Origin of the sequence: Klebsiella sp. Shm-1, assembly GCF_040804525.1 — a bacterium.
Lineage (GTDB): Bacteria > Pseudomonadota > Gammaproteobacteria > Enterobacterales > Enterobacteriaceae > Klebsiella > Klebsiella pneumoniae.
This window is the reverse complement of the sequence record NZ_CP161823.1, coordinates 3,014,654-3,027,592: the sequence shown is the minus strand read 5'-3', so window position 1 is coordinate 3,027,592 and position 12,939 is coordinate 3,014,654. Positions and strand designations below refer to the sequence as shown.

At 56.9% G+C, this 12,939-nt stretch carries 14 protein-coding genes; 9 read left to right on the top strand and 5 right to left on the bottom strand.

All coding sequences use genetic code 11. The annotated features are described in order from the left end of the window. Positions 1 to 278 precede the first annotated feature (278 nt). The 7 genes from chbB (at position 279) to chbG (ending at position 5,586) form a co-directional block, all read left to right on the top strand. Positions 279 to 599, top strand: coding sequence for a PTS N,N'-diacetylchitobiose transporter subunit IIB (gene chbB / locus AB1E37_RS14935; RefSeq protein WP_002901547.1), 321 nt, complete (start codon positions 279 to 281; stop codon positions 597 to 599). 19 nt (positions 600 to 618) lie between these two features. Next, entirely contained in the window at positions 619 to 735 is a 117-nt protein-coding gene (locus AB1E37_RS14930; protein WP_014907779.1) for a hypothetical protein, read from the top strand. An 11-nt stretch (positions 736 to 746) separates the two neighbouring features. After that, on the top strand, positions 747 to 2,105 hold the full coding sequence (chbC, locus tag AB1E37_RS14925; RefSeq protein WP_004148091.1) for a PTS N,N'-diacetylchitobiose transporter subunit IIC: 1,359 nt from the start codon (positions 747 to 749) through the stop codon (positions 2,103 to 2,105). A gap of 53 nt (positions 2,106 to 2,158) precedes the next feature. Further along, positions 2,159 to 2,506 carry a PTS N,N'-diacetylchitobiose transporter subunit IIA gene (chbA, locus tag AB1E37_RS14920; RefSeq protein WP_004140356.1) on the top strand — a complete coding sequence of 116 codons (348 nt, stop codon included), beginning with the start codon at positions 2,159 to 2,161 and terminating at the stop codon, positions 2,504 to 2,506. A gap of 27 nt (positions 2,507 to 2,533) precedes the next feature. Continuing rightward, a complete protein-coding gene (gene chbR / locus AB1E37_RS14915; RefSeq protein WP_085855943.1) occupies positions 2,534 to 3,358 on the top strand; it encodes a transcriptional regulator ChbR in 825 nt (274 codons plus the stop codon). A 110-nt stretch (positions 3,359 to 3,468) separates the two neighbouring features. Then, positions 3,469 to 4,815: a 6-phospho-beta-glucosidase gene (locus AB1E37_RS14910; RefSeq protein WP_032447492.1), complete on the top strand. Its 1,347-nt coding sequence runs from the start codon at positions 3,469 to 3,471 to the stop codon at positions 4,813 to 4,815. Between the two features lie 12 nt (positions 4,816 to 4,827). Next, entirely contained in the window at positions 4,828 to 5,586 is a 759-nt protein-coding gene (chbG, locus tag AB1E37_RS14905; protein WP_032447494.1) for a chitin disaccharide deacetylase, read from the top strand. A gap of 57 nt (positions 5,587 to 5,643) precedes the next feature. Here the strand turns inward: chbG and katE are convergent, their stop codons facing one another. Next, a complete protein-coding gene (gene katE / locus AB1E37_RS14900) occupies positions 5,644 to 7,902 on the bottom strand; it encodes a catalase HPII (protein ID WP_032447495.1) in 2,259 nt (752 codons plus the stop codon). Positions 7,903 to 8,107: 205 nt separating this feature from the next. Between katE and cedA the strand changes: the two genes are divergently transcribed. Next, entirely contained in the window at positions 8,108 to 8,347 is a 240-nt protein-coding gene (cedA, locus tag AB1E37_RS14895) for a cell division activator CedA (RefSeq protein WP_004151919.1), read from the top strand. Between the two features lie 58 nt (positions 8,348 to 8,405). Here cedA and AB1E37_RS14890 read toward each other — a convergent pair whose 3' ends face one another. The 4 genes from AB1E37_RS14890 to hxpB form a co-directional block, all read right to left on the bottom strand. Beyond that, positions 8,406 to 9,797 (bottom strand): L-cystine transporter, encoded by a 1,392-nt coding sequence (locus AB1E37_RS14890; RefSeq protein WP_004151918.1) that lies wholly within the window; start codon positions 9,795 to 9,797, stop codon positions 8,406 to 8,408. A gap of 135 nt (positions 9,798 to 9,932) precedes the next feature. Further along, the gene (locus tag AB1E37_RS14885; RefSeq protein ID WP_002901611.1) at positions 9,933 to 10,523 is read right to left on the bottom strand and encodes a metal-dependent hydrolase; all 591 of its coding nucleotides are present in this window, start codon (positions 10,521 to 10,523) and stop codon (positions 9,933 to 9,935) included. Positions 10,524 to 10,614: 91 nt separating this feature from the next. Then, entirely contained in the window at positions 10,615 to 11,376 is a 762-nt protein-coding gene (kduD, locus tag AB1E37_RS14880) for a 2-dehydro-3-deoxy-D-gluconate 5-dehydrogenase KduD (RefSeq protein ID WP_004176511.1), read from the bottom strand. 149 nt (positions 11,377 to 11,525) lie between these two features. Beyond that, positions 11,526 to 12,194, bottom strand: coding sequence for a hexitol phosphatase HxpB (hxpB, locus tag AB1E37_RS14875; RefSeq protein WP_004140335.1), 669 nt, complete (start codon positions 12,192 to 12,194; stop codon positions 11,526 to 11,528). A gap of 188 nt (positions 12,195 to 12,382) precedes the next feature. Here hxpB and AB1E37_RS14870 point away from each other — a divergent pair, with 188 nt between their 5' ends. After that, a complete protein-coding gene (locus tag AB1E37_RS14870; protein WP_002901627.1) occupies positions 12,383 to 12,919 on the top strand; it encodes a YniB family protein in 537 nt (178 codons plus the stop codon). The last annotated feature ends 20 nt before the right edge of the window (positions 12,920 to 12,939 follow it).

Below are 12,939 nucleotides of genomic sequence, written 5' to 3'. Positions count from 1 at the left end.
GCTTCCTACTGTTTACTGACTTCTACGTAAGCCCGACCACTGGTCGGGCTTTTTTGTGAGTCATGATGCTTATTTAATTGCGCGAATTATTTGGATGAAAATGTGAGGGTAGTCAAAACCGGAGGTCAATGAGAGACAATTCTGTTCAACAGCGAATTATCCTGGCGGCTCAGCTTGCCGTATACTCAACTCATAAACAGAATTAACCGGATGTTACCAGTCTTACCGGCTCTCAGCGGTTACTGAAGGCCCTGGTCTCACACATTGAGGAAGCGTTCATGGAAAAGAAACACATTTATCTCTTCTGCTCGGCAGGCATGTCCACGTCACTGCTGGTCTCCAAAATGCGCGCGCAGGCGGAAAAATATGAAGTCCCGGTCATTATTGAAGCCTATCCCGAAACCCTCGCGGGCGAAAAAGGGCCGGAAGCCGACGTAGTATTATTAGGGCCACAAATTGCGTATATGTTACCGGAAATTCAGCGCCTGCTGCCGAATAAACCGGTTGAAGTTATCGACTCCCTTCTCTATGGCAAAGTTGATGGTTTAGGGGTATTGAAAGCCGCCGTCGCGGCTATTAAGAAAGCTGCAGCACAATAATTTTAACTTTTAAAACTCGATGTATTTTGACGCCTGGCGGCTGCCTGTTGCCGGACGTCAAAAAATAATGAGTTTATTTTCCCGTCAAAGAGTAATTTCATACATCATCGCCGTAATAGTTTATTGCGGCTTTTAAGGGTATTGACTATGAGTAAAGTGATCGATTCGCTTGAAAAGGTACTCCTTCCTTTTGCAGTGAAAATAGGAAAGCAGCCGCATATTAATGCAATAAAAAATGGATTTATTAAATTAATGCCGTTGACCCTCGCCGGGGCCATGTTTGTGTTAATTAACAACGTTTTTCTGAGCTTCGGCGAAGGCTCTTTCTTTTATTCCATGGGCATTCGCCTGGATGCCTCCACCATTGAAACCTTAAACGGCTTTAAGGCTATCGGCGGAAACGTCTATAACGGCACCCTCGGGATTATGTCGCTAATGGCGCCGTTCTTTATCGGCTCCGCGCTGGCGGAAGAGCGCAAAGTTGACCCGATGGCAGCTGGCCTGCTGGCGGTGGCGGCCTTCATGACCGTGACCCCGTATAGCGTGGGCGAAGCCTATGCGGTGGGCGCCAACTGGTTGGGCGGGCAGAACATCATCTCCGGGATGATTATCGGTCTGGTCGTTGCGGAACTGTTCACCTTCGTGATCCGTCGCAACTGGGTGATTAGACTGCCGGACAGCGTGCCGGGGTCGGTATCACGCTCTTTCTCAGCGCTGATCCCGGGCTTCTTGATCCTCTCCATCTTCGGCATTATCTCGTGGGCCCTGGCGAGCTATGGCAGCAACTTCCACCAGATCATCATGGACTCTATCTCGACGCCGCTGGCGGCGATGGGCAGCGTGGTTGGCTGGGCATACGTTATCTTTAACTCTCTGCTGTGGTTCTTCGGTGTGCACGGTTCTCTGGCGCTTACCGCCCTGGATAACGGCATCATGACGCCGTGGGCGCTGGAAAACATCGCGCTGTACAACCAGTACGGCTCTGTTGATGCGGCCATCGAAGCGGGCAAACAGTTCCACTTCTGGGCTAAGCCGATGCTCGACTCCTACATCCTGCTGGGTGGCTCCGGGGCGACGCTGGGTCTGATTATCGCCATCTTTATCGCTTCTCGCCGCGCTGACCATCGTCAGGTTGCCAAGCTGGCGCTGCCGTCAGGCATCTTCCAGATTAACGAACCGATTCTGTTTGGTCTACCGATCATCATGAACCCGGTGATGTTCATCCCGTTCGTGCTGGTTCAGCCGATTCTGGCGGCCATTACGCTGGCGGCCTACAGCCTGGGGATTATCCCACCGGTGACCAACCTGGCGCCGTGGACTATGCCGACCGGTTTGGGAGCGTTCTTTAACAGTAACGGCAGCGTTGCCGCCCTGCTGGTGGCCCTGTTCAACCTTGGCGTCGCTACCCTGGTCTACCTGCCGTTTGTGGTGCTGTCGAATAAAGCGCAGACCGTTATCGAGCAGGAAGAGAGCGAAGAAGACATCGCTAACGCACTGAAATTCTGATACCGCGCGGTACGGGCAGCGTCCCGTACCGCCTGATAAATGAGGGAAATATTATGTTTGATCTGGACAACATCGACGCGGTAGAGACCCCGGAAAATGACCTCGAAGAGGTAGTGATGGGGCTGATTATCAACTCCGGACAAGCCCGTAGCCTGGCCTATGGCGCGCTGAAGCAGGCGAAGCAGGGCGACTTTGCCGCAGCGAAAGCGATGATGGAGCAGTCGCGCCAGGCGCTGAGCGAGGCGCATCGCGTGCAGACCCAGCTTATCGAAAGCGATGAGGGCGAAGGGAAAATGAAGGTCAGCCTGGTGCTGGTGCATGCCCAGGACCATCTGATGACCTCCATGCTGGCTCGTGAGCTGGTGGCCGAATTGATTGAGCTGCACGAGAAGGTACAATAGGCCATCGCGACGATGAGGCAGCCCAGAATGATGACCACCGAGATCAGTACCGCCAGAGAACAACAGCTGTTCAACGGGAAGAACTTTCATGTGGTCATCTATAACAAAACGGAAAGCGTGAGCGGGCTTCACCAGCATGATTACTACGAATTTGCCGTGGTGTTAACCGGGCGCTATTACCAGGAGATCAATGGCAAACGGGTGCTGCTGGAGCGCGGGGATTTCGTCTTTATCCCGATGGGCTCGCACCACCAGAGCTTTTACGAGTTCGGGGCGACGCGCATCCTTAACGTCGGCATCAGCAGACGCTTCTTTGAGAAACACTACCTGCCGCTGCTGCCGTTTGGTCTGGTGGCTTCGCAAGTCTACGCCGTGCAGAGCGCTTTTCTCGGCTACGTTGAGTCGGTCATCGCCTCACTCAATTTTCGCGAAACGGAATTTGACGAATTTATCGAGCTGGTCTCCTTTTATGTCATTAACCGTTTACGCCACTATCGTGAAGAGCCGGTTGCCGACGTGACGCCGCAATGGTTAAAAAATACCGTGGAAGCCATGCATGATAAGCTGAAATTCGGTGAAGGCGCTCTCGAAAATATGGTTCGCTTATCCGGAAAAACGCAGGAATATTTAACCCGGGCGACCCAGCGCTATTATGGTAAAACGCCGATGCAGATAATTAATGATATCCGTATCAACTTTGCCAAAAAACAGCTGGAAATTACCAATTATTCGGTGACGGATATTGCGTATGAATCAGGTTACAGCAGCCCGAGCTTGTTTATTAAAACCTTTAAAAAACTGACGTCGTTTACGCCGAGCAGTTATCGCAAACATTTGACCAGTATTAATTAAACCCGCGCGGCGTTCGCCGCCAGGTTTATACCGAAAATCATTCAAGTTAACTGTCCGCATTGTTGCGGAGAGCGGCCTGCGTCCAGGCGCAGCGCCTAAGGGAGAAAAAGATGAGCCAGAAATTAAAAGTAGTCACTATTGGCGGCGGCAGCAGCTATACCCCGGAATTACTGGAAGGATTTCTGAAACGTTATCATGAACTGCCGGTAAGCGAACTGTGGTTGGTAGACGTCGAAGAGGGCCAGGAGAAGCTCGATATTATCCACGCGCTGTGCGAGCGGATGGTGGAAAAAGCCGGCGTGCCGATGAAAGTCTATAAAACGCTGGATCGCCGCGCAGCGCTGCAGGGCGCAGATTTCGTCACCACCCAGCTGCGCGTGGGCCAGCTGAAGGCGCGTGAAAAAGATGAGCGCATCCCGCTGAGTCACGGCTACCTGGGCCAGGAGACCAACGGGGCGGGCGGGTTGTTTAAAGGACTGCGCACCATCCCGGTGATTTTCGACATCGTGAAAGATGTGCAGGAAATTTGCCCCGACGCATGGATCATCAACTTCACCAACCCGGCGGGCATGGTCACCGAGGCGGTCTATCGCCACACCAATTTCAAACGCTTTATTGGCGTGTGCAACATTCCTATCGGCATGAAGATGTTCATCACCGACGTGCTGCAGCTGAGCCCGAGCGATGAGCTGAATATCGACCTGTTTGGTCTGAACCACCTGGTGTTCGTCCGCGACGTGCTGGTTAACGGCGTCTCGCGCTTCGGTGAACTGCTGGACGGCGTGGCCTCCGGCCGTCTGACCGCGAACTCGGTGAAAAACATCTTCGACCTGCCGTTTAGCGAAGGGCTGATCCGCTCCCTGCGGCTGATCCCATGCTCTTACCTGCTCTACTACTTTAAGCCAAAAGAGATGCTGGCGATTGAGATGGGCGAGTACTACAAAGGCGGTGCGCGCGCCCAGGTGGTGCAGAAGGTGGAGAAACAGCTGTTCGAGCTGTATAAAAACCCGGATCTTAACGTTAAGCCGAAGGAGCTGGAGCAGCGCGGCGGGGCCTATTACTCTGATGCCGCTTGCGAAGTAATCAATGCCATCTATAACGACAAGCAGACTGAGCACTATGTGAATATCCCGCATCATGGCCATGTCGATAATATCCCGGCGGACTGGGCGGTAGAGATGAGCTGCACCTTAGGCCGCGACGGCGCGAAGCCGACGCCGCGCATTACTCATTTCGATGAGAAGGTGTTAGGGCTTATCTACACCATCAAGGGGTTCGAAGTGGCGGCCAGCCAGGCGGCGATCAGCGGTGAGCTGAACGATGTCCTGTTGGCGCTGAACTTAAGCCCGCTGATCCATTCCGATCGTGACGCCGAACAGCTGGCGCGGGAGATGATTCTGGCGCATGAAAAATGGCTGCCGAACTTTGCGGCGACGATCGAAAAACTAAAATCGTAACGGGAGTAGCAAATGGAACGCGTATTGATCGTCAATGCCGACGACTTCGGCCTCAGTAAAGGGCAGAACTACGGCATTATCGAGGCCTGTCGCAACGGCGTGGTGACATCGACCACCGCGCTGGTCAACGGCGCGGCCATTGACCACGCCGCCCAGCTGAGCCGCAGTACTCCGGAGCTGGCGGTCGGTATGCACTTTGTACTGACGCTGGGCGAGCCGCTGTCGGCCATGCCGGGATTAACCCGCGATGGCCGTCTGGGCAAATGGATCTGGCAGCAGGCGGAAGAAGATAGCCTGCCGCTGGAAGAGATCGCCCACGAGCTGGCGTGTCAGTACCGTCGTTTTGTCGAACTCTTCGGCCATGAGCCGACGCATATCGACAGCCATCACCATGTGCATATGTTCGCCCAGATTTATCCCATCGTCGCGGCCTTTGCCCGCGAGAAGGGCATTGCGTTACGCATTGACCGCCAGGTGGCGGCGCAGAGTGGGCTCGACCAGCAGGCGGCGCGCAGCAGCGCCGGCTTCAGCAGTGAGTTTTACGGCGAAGCGGTCTCTGAGGAACTGTTTCTGCAGACGCTGGATGCCTCCATCGCCCGCGGGGAGCGCTCCCTGGAGGTGATGTGTCATCCGGCTTATGTCGATCGGATCATTATGGGCAGCGCCTACTGCTATCCGCGACTGGATGAGCTTGATGTGCTGATATCTGCCTCGCTGAAAGCGGCGGTGGCCGACCGGGGTTATCGTCTGGGAACCTACCGCGACGTGTAAGCCCGACGGGGGAAAGGGAAAGTGAATCAAGCCCGGCACAGCGTGCCGGGCTTTTTACTACGCCGGAATAGCGGCGATTTTCGGGCTTCTCGACCACACGCGGTGGGCCGTCATCAGGGCGAGCAGTTTGTCCGCCGCTGGCGTGTCGAGCGCATCGGTGACGATGACCCCCTCTTCACCCTGGGTCGGAACATGCAGAACGGACGTCAGCTGCCGCGCATCCCCTGCCAGCAGGATCGGCTTCAGATGTTTATAGGCTTCCAGCAGGTAATAGCGCGCGTCACCGCTCTGACTCAGGGCGCTGAGGTCGCCGCCGGGCACCACCACCGCATCCACCGTCAGCGACGGGGAACCGGCGAAGGTGCCGGCGATCGGCAGCGGAGAACCATCGTCGGCAATGACTTCGCCCATTCGCGAGTAGAGCAGCTTGCTGTGCACGCCCTGGGCCTGCAGCGCCTGCAGGAGCTGAACCAGATCCTGCGCTGAGGTGCGTTCGTTGAGCAGGACTGCCACCACGCGACCTTTCACATCTCCTTCGGCATCGGCGTAGAGGCTGAGGCTAGGGTCTTTCTCCACACCATTGACCGGGGCGGGCAGGGTAATGTTGCGCTGATCGTCGCTCAGTTCGATGCCTAAGTTCGCCCCAACCGCTTCCGCAAGCTTAGTATCAATGTGGGCCAGATGATCGACCACCCGCTCGCGGATCCAGGTGCGGACCACTTTGCTGAGTTCGAAGCTGAAACCATCGATAATATGCTGCTGTTCAATCGGCGTCTGGCTCAGCCAGAACAGACGCGGCTGGGCGTAATATTCGCCGAACGAAGGGCTGCGCTGGCGGATTTTTTCGCCGTCGACGCGCTCGGCGAGGGACTCAAAGCCACCGCGTTTGGCGGCAGGCGGCGTCTCGCGCGGCCAGTTGTCGTTAATCGAGTTGGGCTCGTAGTTGGCCGGATTGGTGTCAATGTCCATCCGGTGCATCCCGTCACGCTGGAAATTATGATACGGGCAGGTCGGACGGTTGATGGGGATTTCATGGAAGTTCGGCCCACCCAGGCGGCTAATTTGCGTATCGGTGTAAGAGAAGAGACGCCCCTGCAGCAGCGGATCGTTGCTGAAATCAATGCCCGGGACGATATGTCCGGGATGGAAGGCCGCCTGTTCATTTTCGGCAAAGAAGTTATCCGGGTTGCGGTTGAGGACCATTCTGCCAACCCGCTGCACCGGCACCAGCGCCTCGGGGATCAGCTTGGTGGGATCGAGCAGGTCGAAGTCAAAATCAAATTCATTCTCTTCGGGGATCAATTGCAGGCCAAGCTCAAATTCCGGGTAGTCCCCGGCTTCGATGGCCTCCCATAGATCGCGGCGATGAAAATCGGGGTCGCGGCCGGTCAGCTTCTGCGCTTCATCCCACACCAGCGACGCCTTGCCGGCGACCGGTTTCCAGTGAAAGCGGACGAAGGTGGCTTTGCCCTCGGCATTAATCAGACGGAAGGTGTGGATCCCGAAGCCTTCCATGGTGCGATAGCTGCGCGGGATGCCGCGATCCGACATCGCCCACATCACGTTGTGCAGCGTTTCCGGCTGCAGGGAAACATAGTCCCAGAAAGTATCGTGGGCGCTCTGCCCTTGTGGGATGGCCCAGTGGGGTTCAGGCTTCACGGCGTGGACAAAGTCGGGGAACTTCATCGCGTCCTGGATGAAGAAGACCGGTGTGTTGTTGCCCACCAGGTCAAAAATCCCTTCGTCAGTGTAAAACTTGGTAGCGAAGCCGCGAATATCGCGGACGGTGTCCGCCGACCCCGCGCCGCCCTGCACGGTGGAAAAGCGTACAAACACCGGGGTGATTTTATCGGCTGACGAAAGAAAATCGGCTTTAGTCAACGCAGCCAGGCTTTTGTAGGGCTGGAAGTAGCCGTGGGCGGCAGAGCCGCGGGCATGAACGATACGCTCCGGAATACGCTCGTGGTCAAAGTGGGTGATCTTCTCCCGCAGGATAAAATCTTCCAGCAGCGTTGGGCCGCGGCTACCGGCGCGCAGCGAATTCTGATCGTCAGCAATGCGCACGCCCTGGTTGGTGGTCAGCGGAAAATCTTCCCCCCCTTTGCGTTGCGCCTCCAGGGAATCCAGTTTGCTGTTATGAGTATCGGGCGCTTTCAGGCTGCCTGGGGCGGTGGGTTCGACGCCCGGAGCGGTAGGTTTCGGCGTGGGGCGCCACTCCCGATCGTCCGGCGCCAGCGAATCGAGACCCGGCTGCGCTTCCTCGCTGTCGTGGACCGGTGCCTGCTGTTGGTGAGGGTTCGGGTGCTTATCAGACATTACTCGTCTCCTGCTTTCATTGCTAAAAGTGGTCGTTGATAGACCAAAACCCTTCTAACTATAGAACATTACGCTGTCTGCGCCCGGCGAGGGGGCAGGGAGTTATCCTAAAATGCGCATCGGCGGCGAAGGGGCGACGAACGGGGCCACAATCGGCTATGATAGAGGTTTCTGTTTCCCGCTATGTTTAGTGAATCCATTTGTTATGAAACCATTGCGCCAACAAAATCGCCCTGTCATTAGCTACGTGCCGCGCGTGGAGCCTGCGCCTCCGGAACATGCCGTGAAAATGGACCATTTTCGCGATGTCTGGATTTTGCGCGGGAAGTATGTCGCTTTTCTGCTGATGGGGGAGCATTTCCGTCGCTCACCGGCATTCAGCGTGCCGGAGTCGGCGCAGCGCTGGGCTAACCAGGTGCGTCAGGAAGGTGAGATTGAAGCCTGAGTCGGCTGCAGAAATAAAAAAACCGCTGAATGATCAGCGGTTTTTTTGTGCTTGCCGTTTAGCGATGCGCCAGTTCGGCTTCTTCCTCGCTATCGAAGATCGACTTGTCGGTCTGGCGCAGCCACTGGCTGGTCAGCGTCCCGGCGGTCATTGAGCCGTTAACATTCAGCGCGGTACGCCCCATATCGATCAGCGGTTCGACGGAGATGAGCAGGGCTACCAGGGTCACCGGCAGGCCCATCGCCGGCAGGACGATCAGCGCGGCGAAGGTCGCGCCGCCGCCCACCCCGGCGACGCCCGCCGAGCTGACGGTGACGATGCCCACGAGGGTGGCAATCCACATCGGATCCAGCGGGTTGATGCCCACGGTCGGCGCGACCATCACCGCCAACATTGCCGGATAGATACCAGCGCAGCCGTTCTGGCCGATGGTGGCGCCAAAGGAGGCGGAGAAGCTGGCAATCGACTCCGGTACGCCGAGACGACGGGTTTGCGCCTCAACGTTCAGCGGAATGGAGGCGGCGCTGGAGCGGCTGGTAAAGGCGAAGGTGATCACCGGCCAGACTTTACGGAAGTACTTCAGCGGGCTGACGCCGTTAATCGCCAGCAGCAGGCCGTGGACGACAAACATAATACCCAGCGCAATATACGAGGCTACCACGAAGCCGCCAAGCTTGATGATGTCCTGCAAATTCGACCCGGCAACCACTTTGGTCATCAGGGCCAGCACACCGTAAGGGGTCAGCTGCATGACCAGACGAACCAGCTTCATTACCCAGCCCTGCAGGGTATCGATCGCGGTCAGCACGCGCTGGCCTTTTTCCACATCCTCTTTCAGCAACTTAAGCGCTGCGACGCCGAGGAACGCCGAGAAAATGACGATGCTGATGATGGAGGTTGGGTTAGCCCCGGTCAGGTCAGCAAACGGGTTCTTCGGCACGAAGGAAAGGATCAGCTGCGGGACGCTGAGATCCGCTACTTTCCCCACATAGTTGCTCTGGATGGCGTTCAGACGGGCGGTCTCCGCGCTGCCCTGGACCAGACCCTCGGCGGTGAGGCCGAACATATTGGTCACCAGCACGCCAACCAGGGCGGCGATCAGGGTGGTGAACAACAGAGTACCGATGCTCAGGAAGCTAATTTTCCCCAGCTGCGAGGCATTGTGCAGGCGGGCCACCGCGCTAAGGATGGAGGCGAAGACCAGCGGCATAACAATCATTTGCAGCAGCTGGACGTAACCGTTGCCGACGATATTGAACCACTGGATGGAATCCTTCAGCACCTGGCTGTCAGACCCGTAGATCAGCTGCAGCGCCAGACCAAATACCACGCCAGTCGCCAGACCGACCAGCACTTTTCTGGCCAGGCTCCACTGTTTATGGCGTGTTTGCCCCAGCGCAAACAGTAATACGGCGAACACGACTACGTTCGCTATTAATGGAAAGTTCATCCCCGTTCTCCTGATATTTTTATAACCTGGGCTGGTGGATAACCAGCTCTTATGACGGCAAGGTTAGCAGAAGGCGTTATCAAGGACTTATATTCAAATGGAATGGGTTATAACCAAATGGCGTTTTCCGCCGCTTTATCGCCCACTCTGGTGACTTATAAAGCGATTGAAGGTGATCTGCAGGGAATTGATCACCCCGGATGACCAGCGTATCGCGCTGTTGTCCGCCAGCGTCTGCGGCATCCAGACGGCATAGACGAACAGCGCCATACACAAGGCGCGTTCGAGCTGATTGCCCTTGCGCGGCGCAAGGATCGGCAGCCGGAAGCGCCAGCGACAGGGCCACAGCAGCGGCACACCGGCGGGGGTGAGCATATCGGCGAGAATGTGGCTGAGATAGCCCAGCACCAGGCCCTGGAGAGCGTCTGCCGGGACAATCCAGCTGTCAGGCACTTTCAGATAGAACAGCGTCAGCGCGCCAAAGACGGCCAGCAGGCTGTGGGTGAAGCCGCGGTGGCCAAAGGCCCGTGCCACGGGCTTTGAGATCCAGCTCAGTCGTTGGCCAAGAAACGACTTTGGGTGATCGATGTCCGGCAGCAGGCAGGTCAATACCGCCGAGGGCACAATATGCCACCAGTCGCCCTGCGCCAGCACCGGCGTTAACTCTGCGTTTTTGGCAAATACTGCGCAGGCGATTGAAAAGAAGAGATGGCCTTCCGCCGTCATGATAACACACCCTAAACTGTCGATTCATACAGTATAGGGTTTTTATACAGTGTACGGAAGAGGTGACGGTGTAACTCTTTGTCACAAACTCTCAGCGCGCCAGCCATCCGCCATCGACGGCCAGCGTATAGCCGTTAATATAGTCGGCCGCTGATGAGGCGAGAAACACCACCGGCCCCTGCAGGTCTTTCGGCGCTCCCCAGCGACCAGCGGGAATGCGCTCGAGGATCGCCTGGTTACGCTCTTCATCTTCGCGCAGCGCCTGGGTGTTGTTGGTGGCCATATACCCGGGCGCTATGGCGTTGACGTTGATACCCTGGCCCGCCCATTCGTTGGCCAGCAGACGGGTCAAACCCAGCACGCCGCTTTTCGAGGCGGTGTAGGAGGGGACGCGGATCCCGCCCTGAAACGAGAGCATCGAGGCGATGTTAATGATTTTCCCGCCTTCCCCCTGGCGAATGAACTGCCTGGCGACCGCCTGGCTGAGAAAGAAAACCGCTTTGAGATTCAGGTCGATCACCGCGTCCCAGTCGCTTTCCGTGAAGGTCAGGGCATCATGGCGGCGGATAATTCCGGCGTTGTTGACCAGAATATCGACCCGGCCCATCGCCGCCACCGCCTGGTCGACCAGACCGCTCATATCATTCTCTTGGCTGAGATCCGCCTGAATGGCGTGAAAGCGGCGGCCCAGCGCCAGCACCTGGGCGGCCGTATCATGGGGAATTTTACGGTTGATGCCGACGATATCGCACCCGGCCTGCGCCAGGCCCAGCGTCATTCCCTGTCCCAGGCCGGTATCGCAACCGGTCACGATGGCGACCTTACCCGTCAGGTCGAAGGCGTTCAGTACCATATTCACCTCTGTCAGCTGATCTACTGGCGTACGATGACGCCACCTGTGACCAGCATAGAGGGAGGAAAACAAAATTACAATTAAAATGAAACAATGTTTTGATTTTGTTGCTGGCGGCGTGACAGCGATTGTTGCACCCGCCAGCGGTCTTAGCCGAGCAAGTTCTCAGCAGTGAGTGCCAGCAGTGACGGAAGCTTGACGTCCGCCAGCGCAAAGCGCGGGTCGCGGCTGTTCTCCGCTTCCGGCACCACGATAGACCGCATGCGCGCGGCTTTGCTGGCGATCATGCCGTTGACCGAATCCTCCAGCGCGACGCAGCGCTGCGGGTCGACTCCCAGGGCAGCGGCGCAGTTGAGGTAGACCTGCGGGTGCGGTTTGCTCCAGGGTAAATGCTCCGCGGAGGCGAGAGCATCAAACTGGTCGCGCAGTTCAAACATATCGAGCACTTTCTCCAGCATCATCAGCGGCGAGGCCGAGGCCAGGCCTACCTTTAAGCCCTGAGCTTTACACAGGGCCACTGCCTCGCGTACGCCCGGCAGCAGCGGGCGTGAGGCTTCCACCAGCTCAATGGCGCGACGAATAATGCGCGCGGTAGCTTCCGCCCGGTCTACGCCGTGCCACGGCTGCTGCGCGTACCACAGATCCACCACCAGGTCGATTCGCAGACCGAGCAGGTCGGGCAGTTCATCGCGGCGACGGGTATCCACTCCCAGGCTCTCCATGACCTCGACCTCCGCCTGATCCCAGAGCGGCTCCGAGTCAATCAGCAACCCGTCCATATCAAATATCGCGGCCTCAATGCGGCGCTTCGCTGACATATGTCCTTCTCCTGTTGCGTAATCAGATAAACGAATCGGCAATCATGGTATATCATACCGCGCATTATTGGGCGAAATTCGCCGTGGCAGATAGACTTATACCCGACATACTCGGGGGAGCGAGGGAAGCCAGCGCCACGCAACAGGCAGCAGGCGAACCACCAACGCGTCTTTAACAAGGGGAACTCATGACGTACCAACAAGCTGGACGCATAGCGGTTATCAAACGCATTTTAGGATGGGTTATCTTTATTCCCGCCGTGCTGTCGACGCTGATTTCTGTGCTCAAATTTATGTATGAGCACAGTGAAAAGAAACCCGGCATTGATGCGGTAATGATGGATTTTGCGCACGTGATGATTGAGATGATGCGCTTTAACACGCCGTTCCTGAACTTTTTCTGGTACAACTCGCCGCTGCCGGATTTTCACCATAGCCTGAACATCGGCTTCTGGATCATCTTCATTCTGGTGTTCGTCGGCATGGCCCTGCAGGCTTCCGGCGCGCGAATGGCGCGGCAGGCGAAATTTCTCCGCGAGGGGATTGAGGATCAGCTGATCCTCGAACAGGCCAAAGGCGCAGATGGGTTAACCCGCGAGCAGCTCGCTGAACGCATTGTGGTACCGCGCCATACGATCCTGGTGCAGTATTTCCCACTGTACGTGCTGCCGGTGATCGTGATTGTCATCGGTTACTTCTTCTTTTCGCTGCTGGGCTTTCTGTAAGTCAGGTGCCCGGCAAGCCG

What these genes read in the sequence shown, in the direction of transcription:
- chbB (WP_002901547.1), top strand. Translation starts at nt 279, where the DNA reads ATGGAAAAGAAACACATTTATCTCTTCTGCTCGGCAGGCATGTCCACG.
- AB1E37_RS14930 (WP_014907779.1), top strand. Translation starts at nt 619, where the DNA reads ATGTATTTTGACGCCTGGCGGCTGCCTGTTGCCGGACGTCAAAAAATA.
- chbC (WP_004148091.1), top strand. Translation starts at nt 747, where the DNA reads ATGAGTAAAGTGATCGATTCGCTTGAAAAGGTACTCCTTCCTTTTGCA.
- chbA (WP_004140356.1), top strand. Translation starts at nt 2,159, where the DNA reads ATGTTTGATCTGGACAACATCGACGCGGTAGAGACCCCGGAAAATGAC.
- chbR (WP_085855943.1), top strand. Translation starts at nt 2,534, where the DNA reads ATGATGACCACCGAGATCAGTACCGCCAGAGAACAACAGCTGTTCAAC.
- AB1E37_RS14910 (WP_032447492.1), top strand. Translation starts at nt 3,469, where the DNA reads ATGAGCCAGAAATTAAAAGTAGTCACTATTGGCGGCGGCAGCAGCTAT.
- chbG (WP_032447494.1), top strand. Translation starts at nt 4,828, where the DNA reads ATGGAACGCGTATTGATCGTCAATGCCGACGACTTCGGCCTCAGTAAA.
- katE (WP_032447495.1), bottom strand. Translation starts at nt 7,902, where the DNA reads ATGTCTGATAAGCACCCGAACCCTCACCAACAGCAGGCACCGGTCCAC.
- cedA (WP_004151919.1), top strand. Translation starts at nt 8,108, where the DNA reads ATGAAACCATTGCGCCAACAAAATCGCCCTGTCATTAGCTACGTGCCG.
- AB1E37_RS14890 (WP_004151918.1), bottom strand. Translation starts at nt 9,797, where the DNA reads ATGAACTTTCCATTAATAGCGAACGTAGTCGTGTTCGCCGTATTACTG.
- AB1E37_RS14885 (WP_002901611.1), bottom strand. Translation starts at nt 10,523, where the DNA reads ATGACGGCGGAAGGCCATCTCTTCTTTTCAATCGCCTGCGCAGTATTT.
- kduD (WP_004176511.1), bottom strand. Translation starts at nt 11,376, where the DNA reads ATGGTACTGAACGCCTTCGACCTGACGGGTAAGGTCGCCATCGTGACC.
- hxpB (WP_004140335.1), bottom strand. Translation starts at nt 12,194, where the DNA reads ATGTCAGCGAAGCGCCGCATTGAGGCCGCGATATTTGATATGGACGGG.
- AB1E37_RS14870 (WP_002901627.1), top strand. Translation starts at nt 12,383, where the DNA reads ATGACGTACCAACAAGCTGGACGCATAGCGGTTATCAAACGCATTTTA.